A 21,113-nucleotide genomic window follows, 5' to 3' on the forward strand; every position below is an offset into this window, starting at 1 on the left:
TCACCGATATTCGATAATGAGTTGATGATGGCGAATGTCGGAGACCGGCTGCACGTACATGGGCACGTTGTGGGGCAGGGCGATCGCCACGGGGAGATCATCGAAGTGCGCGGGCCGGAAGGCACACCGCCCTACCTCGTGCGTTACGCCGACGGGCGCGAGTCACTCGTGTTTCCCGGCCCCGACGCGATAGTCGAGCCGGCCACCTGACGCCGAGACTGTCACAAATCTTCCGCGCGGAACTTGTTCAGCTACTTCCGATGTCCACTTTTGGACACATAAGGCCATGTCGGCAGCGCCCATGGACTATCGGCCTCGGCGACGAGGTTGACGGAACAGATAACCGATAGAGAGAATCGGGCGCAGTTGTCCATCGGGGGTCGGAAGGTTTTACATGCGCACGAGAACCGATATTCGATTCGTCGTCGACGCCGATTCCGCGCAAGTGATGGATGCGCTGGCCGCTGTCGAAATGCTCCCGGAATGGTCGCCGGGATATCGCGATGCCCGAGTCGCCACCCGTGATGACGCGGGACGGCCGATCCGGGTTTTCGTCAAGACCGAACTGCTCGGCAGTTCGGATATGCAAGTGCTGGAATACGATTGGACCGACAACCGGTCATCGTGGCAGGTCACCGACAGTACCCGGAGCGCGAAGGGCGGCGGCTGGTTCGAGGTCACCGGCGGTGCGGACGGCACCGACGTCTGGTTCCACGCGGAGGACTACCTACCCATCCCGGTGCCCGGGCTGCTACTCAAGCGCACCGTGCGCAAGCAGTACGAGATCGCGGTGCAGAATTTCATCGAGTTCGCCGAGACGTTTCCGGAGCCGGAAACCATCAAGCCGTATAGCTATAACGAATAACAAACGGCAGGCGCACGTTCATAGCGAAATCGGGCGACGCGCAGCCGAGCAAACACGCGCAGGCCCGATCGGGGTGCGACGATGTGCACCATGATCGGTTCCAAACGGGTTCGGCTGACGCCGGTGGCCGAAGGCGCGTCGGTGACGCAGCTCGAGCTCTTCTTCGACCTGGTGCTCGTCTTCGCGTTCACCATGGTCACCGACCTGGCGGCGGAGGAGACGAGCGCGAAGAACATGCTGCGCGCGTTCCTCGTCCTCGCCCTGATGTGGTGGTTGTGGATCGCCTACTCCTGGCTCGGCAACGTGGTCCGCGCCGACGAGGGCTTCGCCAGAGTGGCGATGTTCATCGCGATGGGTGGCGCGTTCCTCGCCGCACTCGCCATACCGGAGGCGTTCCACGATCTGCCCGGCGGCTGGTACGGCCCGCTGGTCTTCGCGATCGCGTATCTGATTGTGCGACTTGTCCACCTCGGCGTGTTCTGGCTGGCCAGCAGCGAGGACGCTCAGCTGCGCGGCCAGGTGCTGCGCTGGTCGCTCGGCTCGATCACCATCGGCACCACCCTGCTGGTGATCGCGGCGATGACCTCCGGCGCGGTGCAGATCGGGTTGTGGATCGCCGCGATCGCGGGCGACTATCTGTGGACCCTGGTTGCCGGCACCGACTGGCGGTTGAATTCGGCGACCCATTTCGCCGAAAGATATGGCCTGATCATCATTGTGGCGCTCGGGGAATCGATCGTTTCGATCGGTATCGGCGTCGCGGGGCTGCCCGTCTCCTGGCCGATCGCGGTGGGTGCGCTGCTCGGCCTCGCGGTATCCGGACTGCTGTGGTGGACGTATTTCGATGTCGCCGCGCTGTCGATCGAACACGAGCTGAAGCATGCCGACGGCGCGCGGCAGATCAAGATCGCCCGAGGCGCGTACACTTTTTGGCATTTTCCGATGATCGCCGGAATCATCGGGCTCTCATTGGGATTGAAAAAAGTCCTCTACTACGTCGGGGACGCTTCACATCACACGTTGAAAGACGCGCTGTACGGAATTCCGTTGTTCGCGTTGTACGGCGGAGTTGTGCTGTATCTGATCGCGCTGGTCGGTGCGAAACACTATGCGACAGGATCGATCAGCGGGCCGCGGGTGATCACGGTCGTGGTGCTGCTCGCGCTGATCCCGCTGGCCGCCGCGCTGCCCGCACTGGCCGCACTCGCCCTGCTGTGCGCCGTGCTCGGCGTGCTGATCATCTGGGAGACAGTCCGATTCGCCCAGCCACGGGACGAGATCAGGCACGGGGTATCCGGCTGAGGTGATGACGCACGCTGTGTTCGGCCGGCGTCGGGCCGTACGCGGACGGTGGCACCCGGACATCGTTGCGCACCGCGTGCCGGATCTGATCGATGTTCTCCCGCAACACATCCGAGACCAGCTCGTCGGTGCGCGGATCCTCCAGCACCTGGAACAGGATCCGGAATGTGGTGTCGGCGATCAGCCGGATGATGTCGTCGTGAAACGGGATGTAGCGCACCCGACCCGCCTGCGGGTCCTTCTTGATCAGCTCCAGGATCATCTCGTCCATCTCGGCGCGGTTCTCCTGTAGCGCCGCCGCGATATTGCGGGTGTAGTGGCCGGTGCGCATCACCGACGCGACCTCGTCCATCACCGCGATGGTCATCGGCCGCTTGATCGTGTCCACGATGGTCATGACGAACCGGTTGACCACCGCGGCGGTGATCCGGTCGCCGAACACGCGGTCGGCGACGCGACCCAGCCGGACCGCGATCACCACGATCCGCAGCAGCCGGAAGCCGCGGAAGAACGGTCTGGTCACCGGGATCATGCCGAGGACCTCGTACCAGTAGACGAACGGGAACGTCCACGGCCAGCCCGCCCGGCGCCAGCGCCACAGGAACTCGACGGCGAACACGCCACATATCGTCCAGTCGACGATCACGATCGTGTGATGGGTGCGCGCGGACACGTCGAAGAAGGTGATCCAGACGACCAGCGCCACCGACACGATGGCCAGCGCCAGCATGAAGAAGTCGGTCCATAGCGCGGGCGGCTTACGCGGGTAATCGCCCTCCGGAAGTTCCTCGCTGACCGGAGTGGTACGCGCAGCTGTCACTGGATGTCCCTTCAACGCCGAACGGTCGTGCCGACACTAGTCGGCACGACCGCGCTTCGGCCCGAACGCTACTTTCCGGAGCGGATGATGGCCTCGATATTGCGCTCCGCGAGCGCGGCGATGGTGAGCGACGGATTGACCGTGCCGGTGCTGCCCGGAATGGCCGCGCCGTCCATCACATACAGGCCGGGGTGCCCGTGCACCCGGCCGTAGCCGTCGGTCGCCTTGCCGAGCACCGCGCCGCCCAGCGGATGCGCGGTGAACAACGCGTTCGCGTCATAGCCGAGAGCGCCGTATTCGAGCACCGCGTCGGCCCGTTCCGCGATCCGGTGATCGACCGCGCGGGCCGCGGCCACCATGTCGTCCCGGTTCTGGCTCGGCCACGACAGGCCGACCCGGTTCGCGGCCGCGTCGTAGCCGAACCGCGCGCGGGCCGGGTCGAGGACCATGCCGAGCGAGGCGAGCGCGCCCGTCTCGAACGGAATGCCGGGGATGTACCAGCTTTCCAGGCTGAGCGGCGGCCCCGACTCGTCGAAGATCCGGCTCGCGCTCGGCACACCTTGGCCGAACCCGGCCAGGGCGCTCGCGCCACGGCCGAGCACCACGTCGCCGTTGGTCCCCCAGCCGTCGCCGACGTGCTCGTTGAGGTTGGGCAGTGCCCCGGTCGCCTGCGCGCGCACCAGCAGCTCCGAGGTGCCGACCGAGCCCGCGCCGAGGAAGAGCTGATCGCAGGTGAGGGTGCGGGTGCCGAGCACCTCGCCGGTCGGGGCCAGCTTGGTCACCCGGACCGAGAACCGCCCGCCCGGCTCCTGGGCGATGGACTCCACCTGGTGGCCGGGGAAGATCCCGGACCGGCCGGTGCCCTCGGCGTACTTCAGATAGTTCTGATTGAGGTCGAACTTGGCGCCGTTGGAGTTGCCGAGGTTGCTGCGGGCGGCGGTGGCCGACGCCCGGCTGCCGCCGTTCAGCTCGGCGCGCAGGATGTCCCAGTTGAAGATCGAGTCGTTGGGCATCGGCTGGTAGCCGGCCTTGCGCACCTGGTCGTCCCAGGCCCTGGAGTGCGCGAACGGCTTAGCGCCGTAGATGTCGCCCGGCATCGAGCTCAGCCGCAGCATCTCCCGCACCCGCGGGTAGTAGACGCGGTCCAGCTCGCCGTACTCGACCGTGCCGCCGAAGAGGTGGTCGAAGAAGCGGCGCTCGGGGGCGACCATCGCGCCGGTGAAGATCACCGATCCACCGCCGACCGCGGCCGCGCGCCACACATCGATGCCGGGATAGTTGGTGCAGTCGAGGACGCCACCGAAGCTGGCGAACGTCATCGGCACCTTGCTGACGCCGGTGAAGTTGGTGCGATGCCAGAAGCCGCGACCGTCCGGCAGGTCGTCGCCGGTGAAGATCTCCCGCCATGGATCGTTGGGCCAGCGCGACCCGCGCTCGAGCACCGTATTGGCGATACCCGCCTCGGCCAGCCGCAACGCGGTGACCGCGGCGCCGAAACCGGAGCCGATCACGATCGCGGGCGTGTGCTCGGGTGGGTCGGGTAGGGGGGCGAAGATTTCCGGCACCCACGACTGGAACAGCAGGTTCCACACCGGATCCGCCGACGCCGGTCCGGCCGCCCGCAACGTTCCCGCGGCAGCACCGAACAGCGCGGCCGTACCCGCCGCTTTGAAGAAGGCGCGTCTGCGCACCCAGCCACCTCCCTCATCACGCATGGCCGAGCGCAGATTACCGGTATTCCGCCTAGCTGAACAGTCGTTGCCTGACCGTCATCCGTTGTCTCCCTTCCATTGTCCCGGCCGACGGCGGCCCGCCGGCGGCGAGCGGCGGGAACGGCAGCGTGACGAACAGACCACGCCGGCGCCCGCGGCAGGTGGACGACAGGGGTCGGCCGCTCAGTCCGCGAACGGTGCCCGATCGGCTTTGCAGGTCGCGCCGGGCGCGGGCAGCTGCTGGTCGATGAGGTAGCGCTCCCGCAAGCGGCGGGTGCAGTCGCCGGTGATGTCGTGCCCGTAGCCGCCCTCGACGACGACGAGTCGCGCGTTGACCAATGCCTGCTGCGCCTTGCGCGCCGCGGTCAGCGGCGTGGCCGGATCGAAGCGATTGTTGAACAGCAGCGCGGGCACGTCCGAACGCAGGATCCACGGACCGGCGTAGCGCTGCGGGTAGCCGCCCTGCGGCGACGGCCACGAGGCGCACGCCTGCCGAAGGTACAACCAGAACGCACTGAAGACAGGACCGTCGGCGCTCAATTCCTTTGCTATCGCGGGCCATTGCTCCGGCTCGCGCGGAAAAGTGTTGTCCGCGCAAGAGATTGCGTTGAACGACTCGAGGAAGCCGGGCGGCACCGCGTTCGCGTCGAGGATGGCGCGCACGGCATCGGGGTTGCCCGCGGGGCCGCGCTCGACTTCGGCGAGCAGTTGAGCCAGTGCGGGCCAGTCCTTGGGGTCGTACAGCATCAGCGTGTGCGGCGCGATGACGTCGGTATAGCTGATCGACCGGGCGCGCTCCCCTTCGCCGACCAGCACCGGCCCTTGCCGGAGCCGGTCGAGCAATGCGGTGTCGCGGGCGCGTAAATCGTCACCGCCGCTTGCCTTTTGGTCGCTACGAATCTGCCCGATCGGATCCGCCGACGGCTTGCCCTGGCTCGCGAAGGCGCAGCGTGGCTGACCCGCCTGGGCGCACAGCCGGAAGAATTCCGACAGCACCTCGTCGGTGCCCGTCGCCGCGGCGGCGACCTCGGCGCGGGTGTCGGAGGTGTAGGCGTCCGGGTCGATCATCGAGCTCAGGTTCAGCGCGCGCACGCGATCGCCGAAGACCGCCCCGTACACCTCGCCGAGATAGCTTGCGTACGAACCACCTTCGTAGGTCAGCCGCTTGTCACCGACGGCGCGGCGCAGCAGATCCAGGTCGCGGGCGGCGTCGACGGTGGTCAGATGCGGCAGCAGCGCCGCGCTGTTCGCCGCGCAGCCCGCCGAAAGATCGCGGCTGAGGCGCGCCTGCGCGGCCTCCTGTTCGGCATTCACCGGCGGAATCCGCACCGCGGACCAAAATCGTTGCTCCGCATCGGCATCGGCGAAGCAGCGCACCTGCGAGCTGCGCCCGACGCCGCGCTGATCGAAGGTCACCACGTCGAAGCGACGGGCGATCTCGCCGGGGAACATCTCGCCGCCGCTCGCCCAATGAATGCCCGAGGCGCCGGGTCCACCCGCCGGGGAGAAGAGGGTGCCGATGCGGCGCGACTGATCGGTCGCGGGCTGCCGGACCAGCGCGAGCCCGAGCGTCGGACCGTCCGGGTGCGCGTAGTCGACCGGTACCGTCGCCGTCGCGCACTGCAGCTTGCTCAGGGATTTCTCCTGGCACGGCGCCCAATCCAGCCGCGGGGTCGGCGCGGCATCGGCCTGGGTGACCAGGTCGGCCACGGCCTGTTCATGCTTCTTCGGCGTGCCACAACCACTCAATACCAATGTCGCCGCCAGCACACCGACGACAATCCTCCACCCACGCATATCGAACATCTTGTGCCGCAACGGCACGGCCGTCGTCCGCCACAGGGATGACTTGCACCCTGAGTTCTCCGTGCGCGGCGCCCCCGAGGGCACCACTACGCCGGAACCGGCCACAGCGCGGCGCCGCGGTTCGTCACCGTCACCGCCACCTCCTAGGACATCAACAGTCGAACCACGGCGATGAGGCCGACCACCACGATGACCGCGCGCAACGCGGTCGGCGGCATCCGCCTGCCCATCTTCGCACCGAGTTGCCCGCCGATGATGGAGCCGAGCGCGATCAACAGCACCGCCCGCCAGTCGACGTCGGCGATCACCATGAAGATCAGCGCGGCGACCCCGTTCACCAGCATCGCGAGCACGTTCTTGATGCCGTTGAGGCGCTGCATGTCCTCGTGCACGAACACCCCGAGCAGCCCCATCAGCAGCACACCCTGCGCCGCGCCGAAGTAGCCGCCGTAGACACCGGTCGCGAAGATCGCCACGAACAGGATCGGGCCGCCGTGCACGGGCGCGGGACTGTCACCGTCCTCGCGCCGCCGCTTGACCCACCGCGACAGCCGCGGCTGCACGACAACGAGCACCAGCGCCGCGATGATCAGCACCGGCACGATCGCCTTGAACGCGGTCGCGGGCAGGGTGAGCAGCAATACCGCGCCGGTGATGCCGCCGAGCAGCGACGCGGTGCCGACGCGCAGCAATCGTTCGCGCTGTCCGGCGAGTTCCCGCCGATAGCCGTGCACGCCGCTGATCGCGCCGGGCACCAAGCCGATCGTGTTGGACACGTTCGCCGTCACCGGCGGCAGCCCGAAGGCGAGCAGCACCGGGAAGGTGATCAGGGTGCCCGAACCCACGATGGTGTTGATGCCGCCCGCGGCGATGCCCGCACCGAAGACCGCGAGCTGTTCCAGCCAAGTCATCCAAAATCCGTTCGACGTCCCGTCGGACCCAAAGCAGTCCGTACAAGCGTTTGCTCCGTGCGAACGCTATCGGCACTGTCCGTTGAACGGACGACGGGACCGGGGTTCCAAGGTGTATTGCCACACGGTAAACTCGCCGACATCATGCAGCGGGCACTTCTTCTCAGCCGCCGCGACGGGGTCTGATCGGACCGGCTCCCGTCGCGGGGTTTCGCCGCGCCGGTCGACCCACCCTTTGGGAAACACCACACCCTCGGAGTAATCGCCATGTCCCCTGCTGACGCCTTCGTCTCCGGCTCGCGCACCATCACGCCGCCGTCCAAGCCCGCCCCCGCCGACCAGGCCGGTTGGAACGCGCAGAAGAACTCCTCGATGCCGACCTTCCGGTACCGGCCCTTCGCCGAGGAGGTCGAGCCGGTCACCGTGCCCGACCGCACCTGGCCGGACAAGATCATCGATGTCGCGCCCGGCTGGTGCGCGGTCGACCTGCGCGACGGCAACCAGGCACTGATCGATCCGATGAGCCCGGCCCGCAAGCGCCGGATGTTCGACCTGCTGGTGCGGATGGGCTACAAGGAGATCGAGGTCGGCTTCCCGTCGGCCAGCCAGACCGACTTCGACTTCGTCCGCGAGATCATCGAGGACGGCGCGATCCCCGACGACGTCTCCATCCAGGTGCTGACCCAGTGTCGAGCCGAGCTGATCGAGCGCACCTTCGAGGCCTGCGCCGGCGCGCAGAACGTGATCGTGCACTTCTACAACTCCACCTCGATCCTGCAGCGCAAGGTGGTGTTCCGCGCCGATCGCGCGGCGGTCAAGAAGATCGCCACCGACGCCGCGACGCTGTGCCTGCAGATCGAGCAGCGCTACCCCGACACCAACTGGCGCTATGAATACAGCCCCGAGTCCTACACCGGCACCGAGCTGGAATACGCCAAAGAGGTGTGCGACGCGGTCTCCGAGATCATCGCGCCGACCCCGGCCAAGCCGCTGATCATCAACCTGCCCGCCACCGTCGAGATGGCGACGCCGAACGTCTACGCCGACTCGATCGAGTGGATGAGCCGCAACCTGGCCCGCCGCGACTCGATCGTGCTGTCGCTGCACCCGCACAACGATCGCGGCACCGCCGTGGCCGCCGCCGAGCTGGGCTACCAGGCGGGCGCGGACCGGATCGAGGGCTGCCTGTTCGGCAACGGCGAGCGCACCGGCAACGTCTGCCTGGTCACCCTGGGCATGAACCTGTTCTCCCGCGGCGTCGACCCGCAGATCAACTTCTCCGACATCGACGAGATCCGCCGCACCGTCGAGTACTGCAACCAGCTGGCCGTCGCCGAGCGCCACCCGTACGGCGGCGACCTGGTCTACACCGCGTTCTCCGGCAGCCACCAGGACGCCATCAACAAGGGCCTGGACGCGATGAAGGTCGCGGCCGACGACGCGGACGCCGACGTGGACGACATGACCTGGGCGGTGCCGTATCTGCCGATCGATCCCAAGGACGTCGGCCGCACCTACGAGGCCGTCATCCGGGTCAACTCGCAGTCCGGCAAGGGCGGCGTGGCCTACATCATGAAGACCGATCACGGGCTGGCGCTGCCGCGCAGGCTGCAGATCGAGTTCTCCCAGGCGGTGCAGCGGATCACCGACGGCGAGGGCGGCGAGGTCACCCCGAAGGAGATGTGGGACGTCTTCGCCGACGAGTACCTGAGCCCGATCCGGCCGCTGGAGCGGATCCGGCAGAAGGTCACCGCGTCCGAGACCGACGGCGGCACCGACACGATTGCCGTTGTGGTGAAGGTCGACGGGGTCGAGCAGGAGATCACCGGCACCGGCAACGGCCCGCTCGCCGCGTTCATCGACGCGATCGCCGCGGTCGGTTTCGACGTGCGGGTGCTGGACTACTCCGAGCACGCCATGTCCGCGGGCGACGACGCGCAGGCCGCCGCGTACGTGGAGTGCGCGATCGGCGACAAGGTGGTGTGGGGCGTCGGCATCGCCACCTCCATCACCACTGCGTCACTGCGCGCGGTGGTCTCCGCGGTGAACCGCGCACACTGACCGCATTCGCGCGGCGGCGGGTGCACTGGTCTCCTCGGCCAACCGAGCACGCTGATAGCGCAGGTCGAGTACGGTAGAGCCGGGCGCGCAGGTCGAATATTCGACCTCGCGTCCGGCTCTCGATCTTGCTGTCGGAGACCAGTTATCGGCGGCGTGTCATCCGGGCGCGTCTGCTGTTCATACCGCGACGCGAGCCCGCGAACCCCGTGCTAGCGTTGGTTTCGCACTCAAGCGCCGAGCTCTCTGCTCGTAGTACCGAGCAGATGGGGGAACTGTGACAACAAACGACCACAACCCGACCTCACCGCCCTGGCTGCAGAGCCAATCGGTGGACACGGCCGACGGCACCGAGTCGGAGCAAGCCGCCGATTCGTCGGCAGAGCAGCCCGGCGGCGTGGAAGTGACGGACTCCGAGACGACCGAAAAGCCGGACCAGCCGGATCAGGAACCGGTCGAGCCCGACTTCAGCGGCTCGACCGACCAGACCGTGTCCTACCCGCACGCGGCGATGCCGCCGCAGCCCTACGGCGCACCCGAAGGTTTCGCGCCGCCCGCGCCCGCCGAGCAGTACGGTGGCTACCCGCCGGCCAACGCCGGGCCGTTCGCGCCACCCGGCGCATATGAGCCGTACCAGACCGGCCAGTACCAGCCGGTGAACGCGCACAGCGGCAGCCACCAGATCGCGCCGGAACCGCAGCAGAACCAGAGCTACGGCGAGTACCGGCAGGAGATCGGCCCCGACGGCCTGGTCCGCCGGGTACCGCAGGAACATTCCGAAGCCGGTGCGCCGCAAGCCGATCAGCCTGCCGGACCGATCTACAGCTGGGCGCCGCCGCCACCGCCGGTGACCCACCAGCCACCGCCGCCACCCGCGTACCAGCCGCCGCCCGCCCAGCTGGGGCAGCAGCCGCCGCAGGGCCCGCCGATGGGACAGGTGCCACCGCCGAACTGGCCGGGCGGACCGAATCCGCATCAGCCCGCGCAGCCGTTCCAGCCGCAGCATGTGCCCGCGCCGGGCCAGCCGGGCCACTCGGTCAACGACCTGAACCTGCTCAAGCGCGCCCGTCGCGCGCCGCGCAGCGGTTGGCGGCGGGCGGTGCACAAGGCCACCGGCGGCGTGCTCAACCCCGGCGAGTCCGCGGCCGATGTCGTCTACCGCGACCTCGTCGACCGGGTGAATCAGCCGGTGCGCGGCGACTATCGGATCGCGATCCTGTCGCTCAAGGGCGGTGTCGGCAAGACCACCACCACGGTCGGCCTCGGCTCCACCTTCGCGTCGCTGCGCGGTGACCGCGTCATCGCCATCGACGCCAATCCCGACCTCGGCACGCTCGCCCACCGGGTGCCGCGCCAGACTCGCTCCACCGTGCGCAATCTGCTCGAAGACCAGCACATCAGCAGGTACTCGGACGTGCGCGCACACACCTCGCAGGCGCCTAGCCGACTGGAAGTGCTTGCCAGCGAACAGGATCCGGCCGTCTCCGAGGCGTTCAGCGAGGCCGACTACCGCAAGGCCATCGGCATCCTGCAGTCGTTCTACAACATCATCCTGACCGACTGCGGCACCGGCCTGATGCACTCGGCCATGGCCGGCGTGCTCGACATGGCCAGCTCGCTGGTGCTGGTCACCTCGCCCGCCATCGACGGCGCCCGCAGCGCCTCGGCCACGCTGGACTGGCTGGACCACCACGGCTACGGCAAGCTCGTCGAGCGCACCGTCGTCGTGGTCAACGCCTCCCGCCGCGGTGCGTCCACGGTCGACCTCGACCAGTTGCGCAAGCTCTTCCTCGACCGCACTCGCGCGGTCCAGGTGGTGCCGTTCGACGATCATCTCGCCGAGGGCGCGGAGATCGACCTGGAACTGGTGAGCAAGCCGACCCGGCGTGCCCTGCTGGAATTGGGCGCGATGGTCGCCGACGACTTCGGTTACGTCGGCGCGCAGCAGTACCGCCACCCCGGCCCGATGGGTCACTAGATATTCGAAAGATGTTGCGGCCCCGAGGCATACGCCTCGGGGCCGCACTCTTTTCTAGTACTTTCCGAACAGCACCGCCGCATTGTGGCCGCCGAAGCCGTACGAATTGTTCATCACGTACCGCACGTCGGTGTAGCGCGCCGCGCCGCTGACGATGTCGAGATCGATGTCGGCATCCTGGTTGTCCAGGTTCAGGGTCGGCGGTATCACGCCGTCGCGCAGGCTCAGCACCGAGATCGCCGCCTCCAGCGCGCCGACCGCGCCCACCGAATGACCGAGCGCCGACTTGGGCGCGTAGATCGCCGGATACTTGCCGATCGCGGCGGCAATGCCCTTGGCCTCGGCCAGATCTCCGAACGGCGTCCCGGTGGCGTGCGCGTTGACGTGGTCGACCTCGGCGCCGTCGACGCCCGCGGTCTGCAACGCGCGGCGCATGGCTCGGGCATTACCCCGCCCCTCCGGATCCGGCGCGACCAGGTGATAGCCGTCGGCGGTCAGACCGGCACCGAGCAACCGGGCCAGCGGCCGGGCACCACGGGCCAGGGCGTGTTCTTCGGTCTCCAGCACGAGCAAGGCCGCGGACTCGCCGAAGACGAAGCCGTCCCGGTCACGGTCGAACGGGCGCGAGGCACGTTCCGGTTCGGCCACCCGCGAGCTCAGCGCGCGCATATTCGTAAAGCCGGCCAGCGCAAGGGCATTGATCCGGCCTTCGACGCCGCCCGCGACGATGATGTCGGCCTCGCCGAGGATGATCGACCGCCAGGCGTGCACCAACGCTTCGCAGCCCGACGAACACGCCGACACCGGCGTAACCACGCTCGCCCGCGCGCCGAGCTCGAGCCCGAGCACCGCGGCCGGGCCGTTCGGCATGGCCATCGGGATCGCGAACGGCGAGACCTTGCGGTAGCCCTGATCGCGCAGGATGTCGTTCGAGTCGACGATCACCTCGGCGCCGCCGACGCCGGTGCCGATCGAGATGCCGAGCCGGTCCTTGTCCACCTCGGGCGCGCCGAGGGTGTCCCAGATCCGCTTGCCCATCACGTAGGCCATCTGCTGGACATAGGACATGCGCCGCTTCTTGATCCGATCGAGCTCGGCGGTCGGGTCGGTCTTGAACTTCGCGCCGATATTGATCGGCAGCTGCTTGCTCTCGACCTCCGGATCATCGAGGAGCCGCACCCCGCTCTCCCCTGCCAACAGGCCCTTCCAGGTGGACTCCGCGTCCGCGCCGAGCGCGGAGGAGACCTCGACCGCGGTCACCACCACACTTCGGAATCCGCCGTTGCGAGTAGTGAACTCGGTGATATCACGCATTACTGTCGCGTGTCCTTTCGTAGAGCAGCACCGCTGAAAGCCTGTCCAGCAATCTATTTGGCGGACCAGGGTGGCGACATGTGCGGAACTCTCACAGGACACACCCAGGAATTGTGGGAAGGTGCCAACGACGCAACAACAGTCGGCCGCTTAGGCTCTACCCTCGACTCCCGTACCATTGCCTTCGCGTCACACTATCTCGATCATCGCGAGACCCATCTGTGGAAAGCCGACAACCGCGACGACGAAATCACCTCTCCCGCTTCGCGGTCGCCCTAGGCGCGGACTCGGCGACCACGCTCGCCGCGGCATCGCGGAACGCGGCAAGCACCGCGGCGATGGCCGGGCTGCGCTCGGCACGGGGGCGGGTGGCCAGCTCGAACATGCGGGCGGCGCGAACACCGGTGAGGCGCAGCAGCGAGAGATCCGGGTGCGACACCGAGTAGCGCGGCATCAGCGCGACGCCGTAACCACTCGTGACCAATGCCTCGATCACCCGGAAGTCGTTCAGCCGCTGCGCTATTCGCGGCTGCACACCGGTCAGCGTGGCGATCGAGCGGAGCACGTCGTCGATCGGGTAGCCGCCACGCACGCTCAGCCAGGTTTCGTCGGCCAGTTCCTCCGGAGCCACCGCGGCATGACCGGCCAGCCGATGGAACGGTGCGACAACAACATCGATGGGTTCGCGCATGAGCAGGCGGACGGCGATGCGCGGGTCGGCGATCGGCGCGGCGCGCTCGTCGCGATGGGTGAGCACCACGTCGAAGTCGGCGAGCAGCCGGGTGGCCTCGGCGGGTGGCAGATCGACGTCGCTCGCGACGAGGTCGACGCCGCTGTCCGAGAGCGCGGACAGCACCAGCGGCAGCAGCAACGAGCCCGCCGACGGGAACAACGCGACCCGGACCCGGCCGCGCGGCGACCCTCGATAGTTGGCCATCTCCGCGACGGCGCGATCCATCGCGGCGAGCACCTCGTCCGCGCGCACCACCAGCGCCCGGCCCGCGTCGGTCAGCCGGACGCGGCGGCCGTCGGGTTCGAGCAGCGCTACGCCCGCCTCCTTGGCGAGCACCTTGAGCTGCTGCGAGACGGCCGATGGGGTCATCGAGAGCGCGGTGGCGACGGCGGCGATGGTGCCGCGATCGGCGAATTCGCGCAGCACGCGGAGCCGCTCGACCGACATCGGCGGGCCATCCCGCTGGTCAATCACGGTTTTGACGCAGCGGGGCCGATACCGGACGACGGACTGGGATCATGAAGTAAAACTACATTAATGGTCCACATTAATTCGATTGTCCTGATGGTTAGTCGCGCGCACGATTGACCACATGACCGCTCGTGACCGCCTGCTCGGACTGACCGTTGTGCTGCTCTGGGGACTGAACTTCCTCGCGCTGCGCGCCGGGCTCGACCACTTCCCGCCGTTCTTCTTCGCCGCGCTGCGCTTCGCGGTCATCGCGGTTCCGGTGCTGCTGTTCGTCCCGCGCCCCAAGGTTCGACTGCGCTGGCTCCTGTTGTATGGCACCGGTTTCGGCATCCTGCAGTTCGCGTTCCTGTTCACCGCGATGCGCGCGGGCATGCCGACCGGGCTGGCCTCGCTGGTGCTGCAGTCGTCCGCGCCGTTCACCGTGCTGCTCGGCACGCTGTTCCTGCGCGAGCGGATCCGGCCGGTGCAGGTCGCCGGGATCGCGGTGGCGATGGCCGGCATGGCGGTGATCGGCTGGGATCGGCTCGAACACGCAACACTGCTGCCGGTGCTGCTGACGCTGGCCGCCGGGCTCGGCTGGGCCTTCGGCAATATCGGTGCGCGGCAAGCCACCCTCGAATCCCCCGGACTCAACACCATGCACCTCACGCTGTGGATCGCCGTGATCCCGCCACTGCCGATGTTCTTGCTGTCCGTCGCGACCGAGGGCCCGGTCACCGGGCTGCACGCGGTCGTCGATTCCTTCTCCGCGGCAGGCTGGCCCGCGCTGGCCGCGATCGCCTACACCGCGCTGCTCGCGACCGTTGTCGGCAGCGGCATGTGGACGTATCTGATGAGCCGCTACCCCGCGGGCGTCGTCGCGCCGTTCAGCCTGCTGGTTCCGATCATCGGCATCGCCGCCGCCTGGGCGTTCCTCGACGAGACCCCGACACCGCTCTCGTTGATCGGCGGTGTGATCGTGATCGCCGGCGCGTTCGCCGCGACCGCGGGCAAGCGGTCGAAGGTCGACCGAACCCAGGCCGCCGAACTCGATGCGGCAGCCGGTGTGCCGGAGCTGGTCAAGGCTTAACGCGCGCAAGGCCGCCTGACACCGCGTGAAACCCGTCGTGCCGCCTGCTTCGTCCATACCACCGGGCGGTGCCGGCGGCACGGATATTTATGTGTGCCAAGAGGTTCGAGAAACCGTCGTCACAGGTTCGCCTATCCGATCGCCGATATCGCTATGCTCACATCCGCCGTCCGAATCAGCCTTCATCTCGGGCCAGGCACGGGGCGGGTACGCCGGTGCGGACCTGCCGCTTTACAGTAGTGACAACGTGTAATAAAGGTCCCGAGGCTAGGCAGCAGAGCGGCGCATGGCAGAAAATCGGTGGACCGTATCGCGGAGGACATTGCTTCGCGGAACGGCTGCGGCGGGGGTAGCGACAGCGGGGGCACTGACAGCCGGAGCGCTGAGATCGGGGCCTGCCGCGGGTAGTCCGGGCGGCAGGCGGGTCGCGGTACTCGGAGGTGGCGTCGCGGGCTTGACCGCGGCGCACGAGCTGATCGAACGCGGTTTCCAGGTAACGATTTTCGAGCGACGGGCGTGGGGCGGCAAGGCGCGCAGCATTCCGGTGCCCGGCACCGGTTCCGGCGGCAGGCCGGATCTGCCCGGCGAGCACGGTTTCCGTTTCTTCCCCGGCTTCTATCAGCACGTGCCGGATACCATGCGCCGAATCCCCTTCGCGGGCAACGCAAATGGGGTGTGGAACAACTTGGTCGCGGTACCCGAGGCCCGCTTCGCCCGGCGCGACGGCGACGACTTCCGGCTGCCGCTCGGCCCGCGAGCCCGAACGGGGTTCACGGCGGACAGTTTCCGCGAGACGCTCGGCGCCACCATCTCGACCACGCTGAATATGCCTGCCACCGAAGGCATCTACTTCGCCAACCGCCTGCTGGTGTTCAACAGCAGCTGCGATGCCCGCCGCCTCGGTCAGTGGGAGCGCACCTCCTGGCGCGACTACGTCGGCGGCAATGCCCGCTCGCACGAGTTCCGCGCGCTGCTCTCCCGCACGCTGACCAGCATCATGGTCGCCGCGAAGGAGGACGTCGCCAGCGTCCGCACCATCGGCACCATGGGCGAACAGTTCCTCGGCAATCCGGCCGAGATCGGCAACGACGGCGGCCTCGACCGAGTGCTGAACGGACCGACCAACGCCGTCTGGATCGAGCCGTGGCTGCAGCGGATGCGCGAGCTCGGCGTGCGGTTCGAGCTCGGCACCGAGGTACGCGGGCTCGACGTGCGCGATCGCCGGATCGCCGCGGCCCGCGTGGTGGACAGCTCCGGCGGGGAGCGCACCGTCGACGCCGACTACTTCGTGGTCGCCATGCCCGCCGAACAGGCCCGCGCGCTATGGTCGCCCGACGTGCTCGCCGTGCGCCCCGAATTGGCCACGATGGACCGGCTCTTCTCCGACTGGATGAACGGCATCCAGTTCTATCTGCGCAGGCCCGCCGATATCTCCCGGGGCCACACCGCCTACATCGACGCGCCGTGGGCACTCACCTCGATCAACCAGAACCAGGTGTGGGCCCGCAAATTCACCGACTTCGGCGACGGCACCGTGCAGGACTGCCTGTCGGTCGATGTCTCCGACTGGAACACACCGGGCATGCTGTACGGCAAGCCCGCCAAGGAGTGCACGCACGACGAGATCGCCCGCGAGGTCTGGGCGCAGATCGCGGCGCATCTCAACGACCGCGGCGACGTGCTGCGCGACGCCGACCTGCACTCCTGGCACCTCGACCCCGGCATATCCTGGCAGGAGGGGCAGCACCGCAACGCCGACGCCGACCCGCTGCTGATCAATACCGCAGGTTCGTGGGAGTTCCGGCCGGAACCGCACGGCGCGCTCGAAAACCTTTTCCTGGCAGGCGATTACGTCCGTACCAACGTGGACCTGGCGACCATGGAGGGCGCCAACGAGTCGGCGCGCGCGGCGGTGAACGCGCTGCTCGACGTGGACGGCTCGAATGCCGAACGCTGCAAGATGTTCACGCTGTACCGGGCGGTCGAGCTCGAACCACTGCGCCGGATCGACGCGGATCGTTACGCCGCGGGCCAGCCCAACCTGTTCGACGTCCAGCTCTGATGTGACGGATCTCCCGCTGCCCAACGCGATTCGGATGCTTGAATCGGGTATGCGCGCGCCCATCGATCAGATCACCGACCCCGCCGACCTGCGAAACCTGCTCGGCGAGGTGGGATCCCGCGCCGCGAACAAGGAGCGGGTCTCGCTGCATCCCCGGGATCGCGACTGGATCGCCGCCACCCCGTTCCTGGTCATGAGTACCAGCGACGCCGCGGGCAACTGCGACGCGTCGCCGAAGGGCGATCCGGCCGGCTTCGTGCGGGTCCTCGACGACCGGACCCTCGCGATTCCCGAGCGTCCCGGCAACCGGCGCGCCGACGGCTACTTCAACATCCTCGCCAACCCGCACATCGGCCTGCTCTTCGTCATTCCGGGCCGCAGCCAGACGCTGCGGATCAACGGGCGCGCCAGGCTCATGCGCGACGCCCCCTACTTCGACGAGATGGTGGTGCGCGGCCATCGCCCGATCCTCGCCGTCGAGGTCGACATCGAGCAGGTCTATTTCCACTGCGCGAAGGCGTTCCTGCGCAGCAACCTGTGGCAACCGGAGCAGTGGCCCGACGACGGCCTGCCGTCCTGGGCTCACCTGGTCAAAGAGGTCCAGGCCGATGTCACCGAAACCATCGAGGAACTCGAACACCACTACGCCCCCGCCAACTACAACAGCAAGCTGTACCAGGGCTAGCCCCGCCCGGGTGGGCTACGCCACTGGCCCGGACCGCGCCGGTGCCGCGGGTCGAACATAGACTCGCAGCGTGACAGACATTTCGGTGCGTGGGCGAATCGCCTTGCGGGCCGCGGCGGCAGCGTCGTGGGCCTCGCAGAAGGCGGGACGCGGCAAGGGATCGATGATCGGCGGGCTCATCGCGCTGCAGATCGACAAGACGATCATGGACCAGCTCGGCCGCGGTCGGCGCACCGTCCTGGTGACCGGCACCAACGGCAAGTCGACCACCACCAGGATGACCACCGCGGCGCTCAGCACGCTCGGCGAGGTCGCCACCCAGGCCGACGGCGCCAACATGGACGCGGGCATCGTGGCCGCGCTCAGCGCCCATCGTGGTGTCGAGCTCGCCGCGATCGAGGTGGACGAGCTGCACCTGCCGCACGTCACCGACGCGTTGAACCCCGCCGTGGTCGTGCTGCTCAATCTGAGCCGCGACCAGCTGGACCGGGTCGGCGAGATCAACATGATCGAGCGCAAACTGCGCGCGGGCCTGGCCCGCCACCCCGACGCCGTGGTGATCGCCAACTGCGACGACGTGCTGGTGACCTCCATCGCCTACGACCACCCGAACGTGGTGTGGGTGGCGGCGGGCAGCGGCTGGTCGATGGATGCCACCAGCTGCCCGCGCAGTGGTGAGCCGATCCTGTGGGAAGGTCAACACTGGCGGAGCACTGGCGCGGATTTCGAACGGCCGGAACCTGATTGGTGGCTGGACGGCGACGACTTGGTCGGCCCCGACGCGCAGCGTTTCCCGCTGAAACTCGCCCTGCCCGGCCGGGCCAACCGCGGCAACGCCGCGCAGGCGGTCGCCGCGGCTATCGCGCTGGGTGCCGATCCGGCCGCCGCGGTCACCGCGACGGGCACGGTGCGCGAGATCGCGGGCCGCTACCGAACGGTGCAGGTGGGCGAGCATGCCGCCCGGCTGCTGCTGGCGAAGAACCCGGCGGGCTGGCAGGAAGCGCTGTCGATGATCGAACCGAGCTCGGCCGGACTGGTGATCGCGGTGAACGGGCAGGTGCCCGACGGCGAGGACCTGTCCTGGCTGTGGGACGTGCGGTTCGAGCACTTCGAGGGCGTTCAGGTGGTCGCCTCCGGTGAGCGAGCCACCGACCTCGCGGTGCGCCTCACCTACGCGGGTGTCGAGCACACCACGGTGCCGAATCCGTTGCGCGCCATCGCCTCCTGCCCGGCGGGGCATGTCGAGGTGCTGGCAAACTACACCGCATTCCGGGATCTCAACCGCGACCTCGAGGCCAAGTGATGAGTGAATCGACCGTCCGCATCGGTTTGGTGCTGCCCGATGTGATGGGCACCTACGGCGACGGCGGCAACGCGCTGGTGCTCCGGCAGCGGTTGCGGCTGCGCGGCTACGACGCCGAGGTGGTCGAAATCACGCTGGCCGACCCGGTTCCCGACTCGCTGGACATCTATACCCTTGGCGGCGCGGAGGATTCGGCGCAGCGTCTGGCCACCCGGCACCTGCAGCGCTACCCGGGCCTGCAGCAGGCGGCCGCGAATGGCACTCCGGTGCTGGCCATCTGCGCCGCCATCCAGGTGCTCGGCCAGTGGTACGAGACGTCGTCGGGTGAGCGCGTCGACGGCGTCGGCATGATCGACGTGACCACCGCACCGCAGCCCAAGCGCGCGATCGGCGAGGTGACCACCGCGCCCCTGCTCGCCGGGCTCAGCGCGGCATTGACCGGCTTCGAAAACCACCGTGGCGGCACCAAACTCGGCGGCGACGCGACCGGACTCGGCAAGGTCACCCGCGGTATCGGCAATGGCGTCGGCGACGGTCTCGAAGGCGTGGTGCAGGGCTCGGTGATCGGCACCTACATGCACGGTCCCGCGCTGGCCCGCAATCCCGAACTGGCCGATCTGTTGCTGGCCAGGGCGCTCGGTGTCACGGAATTGGCTCCGCTGCCGATGCCGGAAGTCGAGCAACTCCGCCGTGAACGTTTGCGCGCGTAGCTAGTCCAGCACCAGACAGCACAATGCCAGGTTGCGGCTTTGTCGATCGATAAACGCGACTCGACCGATAAGCTCCGGGGTGCTGGGCTATCCGCACGCTACGCTCCCCGCTATGACGACGATCACGCCGGGGTTGCCTGCCGAATCAATGGCGCGGCCGGTAATGCCACGCCGTCCACCGATATGGTCTCGCTGGCGCAGCATTCTACGGCCGCGCCCGTTGTATCTTTCGCTGATCGTTTCGTCGGTAGTCGCGCTCAAGGCGTTCGAGATGTCTTTTGCCGCACTGCACCATCTGGCCGTGCGCAACCTGGTGGAAGCCGACCTGGCGTCTAATGTGCCGATCGCCATCGACGGCCTTGTCGTCGGCGCCATCGTCGCCACCGCGTCATTTCCGAAACGCAGTGCGGGCTGGTGGTATGCGACAGGGCTATTCGTCCTTTCGACGCTGGTATCGGTCGCCGGAAATATCGAATACGCCCGGGAGATCGGCGGCGGTCCGGTGTCGTTGATCATCTACGCCGGAATGCCGTTGACCCTGCTGTTCGCCGTGCACCTCACGCTGATTCTGTTGGCGCGCAGCACCGCCCCACGACCGGTCGCTGACCACGCCGCCGCGGCAGTCGAGCACCTCGCCGCGGCCGAGGAAGTGCCGGAAATGGTGACATCGCCGCAGCTCAACGGACATTCACCGACCAACGGGCACGAGGTCGCCAAGCCGACGGGGCCCTTCGCCGCCGGTCCGAACACCCCCATGCGTTTCAACACCTTCGATGCCGACAGCCGAAAGCTGGTCAACCACCGATAATCACGCCGCGACGTCCCCGGTGCCAAATCACCCACGCTCGACTACTTCGATGGAGAAAACGTATGTCTCTCACAGTCTGGCAGGACCAGGACGTCGATCAGTTTCGTGAAGTAGCGAGCAGGCTCGCCTCGGTGATCCAAAGCAGTGTGGACCGATCGGGTGCGCTGAGCCAACTCACCGAGTCGGTGGAAAGCGGAGATGCGTTCACCGACCTGTTGATCGAATTCGCCGGTCGCTGGTTCCACGAGACCGGCGGGCAATCGGTGTTGATCGGGCCGGAATTGTTCTGGCTGCTGTCGGAACCGAACCTGCGCAAAGGCATCAGCAGTGCGCTGCGCGGCCCGGAAACCGCACCCGATCTCGAGTACTCGGTGAGCCGGCGCAGTCGAAAGCTGTTGCTGATCTGCGTTTTCGAGACATTGGCACAGAACCAGTGGCTGGCGGGCAACATCGGCGAGCACGTCGGCATGAACGGCAGCGTCAACGGAATAGGGTGATCGGCTCTT

18 protein-coding genes are annotated in these 21,113 nt (G+C 67.8%); 12 read left to right on the forward strand and 6 right to left on the reverse strand.

Features of this window, described 5'->3' with window-relative positions; translation table 11 throughout:
- Positions 1–24: 24 nt before the first annotated feature.
- The 3 genes from ACIBCN_RS12880 (at position 25) to ACIBCN_RS12890 (ending at position 2,167) form a co-directional block, all read left to right on the forward strand.
- The gene (locus ACIBCN_RS12880; protein WP_396991668.1) at positions 25–210 is read left to right on the forward strand and encodes a DUF1918 domain-containing protein; all 186 of its coding nucleotides are present in this window, start codon (positions 25–27) and stop codon (positions 208–210) included.
- A gap of 184 nt (positions 211–394) precedes the next feature.
- Complete coding sequence (locus ACIBCN_RS12885) at positions 395–865, forward strand: SRPBCC family protein (RefSeq protein ID WP_396991669.1); 471 nt, start codon at positions 395–397, stop codon at positions 863–865.
- Between the two features lie 90 nt (positions 866–955).
- Positions 956–2,167: a low temperature requirement protein A gene (locus ACIBCN_RS12890; RefSeq protein WP_396991670.1), complete on the forward strand. Its 1,212-nt coding sequence runs from the start codon at positions 956–958 to the stop codon at positions 2,165–2,167.
- On the opposite strand, the gene ACIBCN_RS12895 is transcribed toward ACIBCN_RS12890, so the two are convergent.
- The 4 genes from ACIBCN_RS12895 to ACIBCN_RS12910 all read right to left on the reverse strand — a co-directional run bounded on the left by ACIBCN_RS12895 (position 2,145) and on the right by ACIBCN_RS12910 (position 7,416).
- Positions 2,145–2,987, reverse strand: a complete 843-nt coding sequence (locus ACIBCN_RS12895; RefSeq protein ID WP_396991671.1) for an ion transporter — start codon at positions 2,985–2,987, stop codon at positions 2,145–2,147. The genes ACIBCN_RS12890 and ACIBCN_RS12895 overlap by 23 nt on opposite strands.
- A 68-nt stretch (positions 2,988–3,055) precedes the next feature.
- Positions 3,056–4,702, reverse strand: coding sequence for a GMC oxidoreductase (locus tag ACIBCN_RS12900; protein ID WP_396991672.1), 1,647 nt, complete (start codon positions 4,700–4,702; stop codon positions 3,056–3,058).
- A 180-nt stretch (positions 4,703–4,882) separates the two neighbouring features.
- Positions 4,883–6,496: an alpha/beta hydrolase gene (locus ACIBCN_RS12905; protein ID WP_396991673.1), complete on the reverse strand. Its 1,614-nt coding sequence runs from the start codon at positions 6,494–6,496 to the stop codon at positions 4,883–4,885.
- Between the two features lie 152 nt (positions 6,497–6,648).
- Entirely contained in the window at positions 6,649–7,416 is a 768-nt protein-coding gene (locus tag ACIBCN_RS12910) for a sulfite exporter TauE/SafE family protein (protein ID WP_396991674.1), read from the reverse strand.
- A gap of 267 nt (positions 7,417–7,683) precedes the next feature.
- On the opposite strand from ACIBCN_RS12910, the gene leuA reads away from it, so the two are divergent.
- A complete protein-coding gene (leuA, locus tag ACIBCN_RS12915; protein WP_396991675.1) occupies positions 7,684–9,477 on the forward strand; it encodes a 2-isopropylmalate synthase in 1,794 nt (597 codons plus the stop codon).
- A gap of 508 nt (positions 9,478–9,985) precedes the next feature.
- A complete protein-coding gene (locus tag ACIBCN_RS12920; RefSeq protein WP_396991897.1) occupies positions 9,986–11,452 on the forward strand; it encodes an AAA family ATPase in 1,467 nt (488 codons plus the stop codon).
- A 54-nt stretch (positions 11,453–11,506) separates the two neighbouring features.
- Here ACIBCN_RS12920 and ACIBCN_RS12925 read toward each other — a convergent pair whose 3' ends face one another.
- Together ACIBCN_RS12925 and ACIBCN_RS12930 are read right to left on the reverse strand one after the other, a co-directional pair.
- Positions 11,507–12,766, reverse strand: coding sequence for a KasA/KasB family beta-ketoacyl-ACP synthase (locus tag ACIBCN_RS12925; protein WP_396991676.1), 1,260 nt, complete (start codon positions 12,764–12,766; stop codon positions 11,507–11,509).
- 250 nt (positions 12,767–13,016) lie between these two features.
- Positions 13,017–13,946, reverse strand: coding sequence for a LysR family transcriptional regulator (locus ACIBCN_RS12930; RefSeq protein WP_396991898.1), 930 nt, complete (start codon positions 13,944–13,946; stop codon positions 13,017–13,019).
- 145 nt (positions 13,947–14,091) lie between these two features.
- On the opposite strand from ACIBCN_RS12930, the gene ACIBCN_RS12935 reads away from it, so the two are divergent.
- The 7 genes from ACIBCN_RS12935 (at position 14,092) to ACIBCN_RS12965 (ending at position 21,104) form a co-directional block, all read left to right on the forward strand.
- The gene (locus tag ACIBCN_RS12935; protein WP_396991677.1) at positions 14,092–15,039 is read left to right on the forward strand and encodes an EamA family transporter; all 948 of its coding nucleotides are present in this window, start codon (positions 14,092–14,094) and stop codon (positions 15,037–15,039) included.
- 286 nt (positions 15,040–15,325) lie between these two features.
- Positions 15,326–17,101 (forward strand): FAD-dependent oxidoreductase, encoded by a 1,776-nt coding sequence (locus tag ACIBCN_RS12940; protein WP_396991678.1) that lies wholly within the window; start codon positions 15,326–15,328, stop codon positions 17,099–17,101.
- 49 nt (positions 17,102–17,150) lie between these two features.
- Positions 17,151–17,786: a pyridoxamine 5'-phosphate oxidase family protein gene (locus ACIBCN_RS12945; RefSeq protein WP_396991679.1), complete on the forward strand. Its 636-nt coding sequence runs from the start codon at positions 17,151–17,153 to the stop codon at positions 17,784–17,786.
- Positions 17,787–17,856: 70 nt separating this feature from the next.
- Entirely contained in the window at positions 17,857–19,089 is a 1,233-nt protein-coding gene (locus ACIBCN_RS12950) for a MurT ligase domain-containing protein (protein ID WP_396991680.1), read from the forward strand.
- Positions 19,089–19,799, forward strand: coding sequence for a type 1 glutamine amidotransferase (locus ACIBCN_RS12955; RefSeq protein ID WP_396991681.1), 711 nt, complete (start codon positions 19,089–19,091; stop codon positions 19,797–19,799). The genes ACIBCN_RS12950 and ACIBCN_RS12955 overlap by 1 nt, the downstream gene beginning before the upstream one ends.
- A 112-nt stretch (positions 19,800–19,911) precedes the next feature.
- On the forward strand, positions 19,912–20,607 hold the full coding sequence (locus ACIBCN_RS12960) for a DUF2637 domain-containing protein (RefSeq protein WP_396991682.1): 696 nt from the start codon (positions 19,912–19,914) through the stop codon (positions 20,605–20,607).
- A gap of 62 nt (positions 20,608–20,669) precedes the next feature.
- A complete protein-coding gene (locus ACIBCN_RS12965) occupies positions 20,670–21,104 on the forward strand; it encodes a hypothetical protein (RefSeq protein ID WP_357379871.1) in 435 nt (144 codons plus the stop codon).
- The last annotated feature ends 9 nt before the right edge of the window (positions 21,105–21,113 follow it).

Origin of the sequence: Nocardia sp. NPDC051052 (assembly GCF_044456045.1) — a bacterium.
Taxonomy (GTDB): Bacteria; Actinomycetota; Actinomycetes; order Mycobacteriales; family Mycobacteriaceae; genus Nocardia.

What these genes read in the sequence shown, in the direction of transcription:
- ACIBCN_RS12905 (WP_396991673.1), bottom strand. Translation starts at nt 6,496, where the DNA reads ATGCGTGGGTGGAGGATTGTCGTCGGTGTGCTGGCGGCGACATTGGTA.
- ACIBCN_RS12910 (WP_396991674.1), bottom strand. Translation starts at nt 7,416, where the DNA reads ATGACTTGGCTGGAACAGCTCGCGGTCTTCGGTGCGGGCATCGCCGCG.
- leuA (WP_396991675.1), top strand. Translation starts at nt 7,684, where the DNA reads ATGTCCCCTGCTGACGCCTTCGTCTCCGGCTCGCGCACCATCACGCCG.
- ACIBCN_RS12880 (WP_396991668.1), top strand. Translation starts at nt 25, where the DNA reads ATGATGGCGAATGTCGGAGACCGGCTGCACGTACATGGGCACGTTGTG.
- ACIBCN_RS12940 (WP_396991678.1), top strand. Translation starts at nt 15,326, where the DNA reads ATGGCAGAAAATCGGTGGACCGTATCGCGGAGGACATTGCTTCGCGGA.
- ACIBCN_RS12890 (WP_396991670.1), top strand. Translation starts at nt 956, where the DNA reads ATGATCGGTTCCAAACGGGTTCGGCTGACGCCGGTGGCCGAAGGCGCG.
- ACIBCN_RS12920 (WP_396991897.1), top strand. Translation starts at nt 9,986, where the DNA reads ATGCCGCCGCAGCCCTACGGCGCACCCGAAGGTTTCGCGCCGCCCGCG.
- ACIBCN_RS12945 (WP_396991679.1), top strand. Translation starts at nt 17,151, where the DNA reads ATGCGCGCGCCCATCGATCAGATCACCGACCCCGCCGACCTGCGAAAC.
- ACIBCN_RS12930 (WP_396991898.1), bottom strand. Translation starts at nt 13,946, where the DNA reads ATGTCGGTCGAGCGGCTCCGCGTGCTGCGCGAATTCGCCGATCGCGGC.
- ACIBCN_RS12960 (WP_396991682.1), top strand. Translation starts at nt 19,912, where the DNA reads ATGACGACGATCACGCCGGGGTTGCCTGCCGAATCAATGGCGCGGCCG.
- ACIBCN_RS12885 (WP_396991669.1), top strand. Translation starts at nt 395, where the DNA reads ATGCGCACGAGAACCGATATTCGATTCGTCGTCGACGCCGATTCCGCG.
- ACIBCN_RS12965 (WP_357379871.1), top strand. Translation starts at nt 20,670, where the DNA reads ATGTCTCTCACAGTCTGGCAGGACCAGGACGTCGATCAGTTTCGTGAA.
- ACIBCN_RS12925 (WP_396991676.1), bottom strand. Translation starts at nt 12,766, where the DNA reads ATGCGTGATATCACCGAGTTCACTACTCGCAACGGCGGATTCCGAAGT.
- ACIBCN_RS12935 (WP_396991677.1), top strand. Translation starts at nt 14,092, where the DNA reads ATGACCGCTCGTGACCGCCTGCTCGGACTGACCGTTGTGCTGCTCTGG.
- ACIBCN_RS12955 (WP_396991681.1), top strand. Translation starts at nt 19,089, where the DNA reads ATGAGTGAATCGACCGTCCGCATCGGTTTGGTGCTGCCCGATGTGATG.
- ACIBCN_RS12900 (WP_396991672.1), bottom strand. Translation starts at nt 4,702, where the DNA reads ATGCGTGATGAGGGAGGTGGCTGGGTGCGCAGACGCGCCTTCTTCAAA.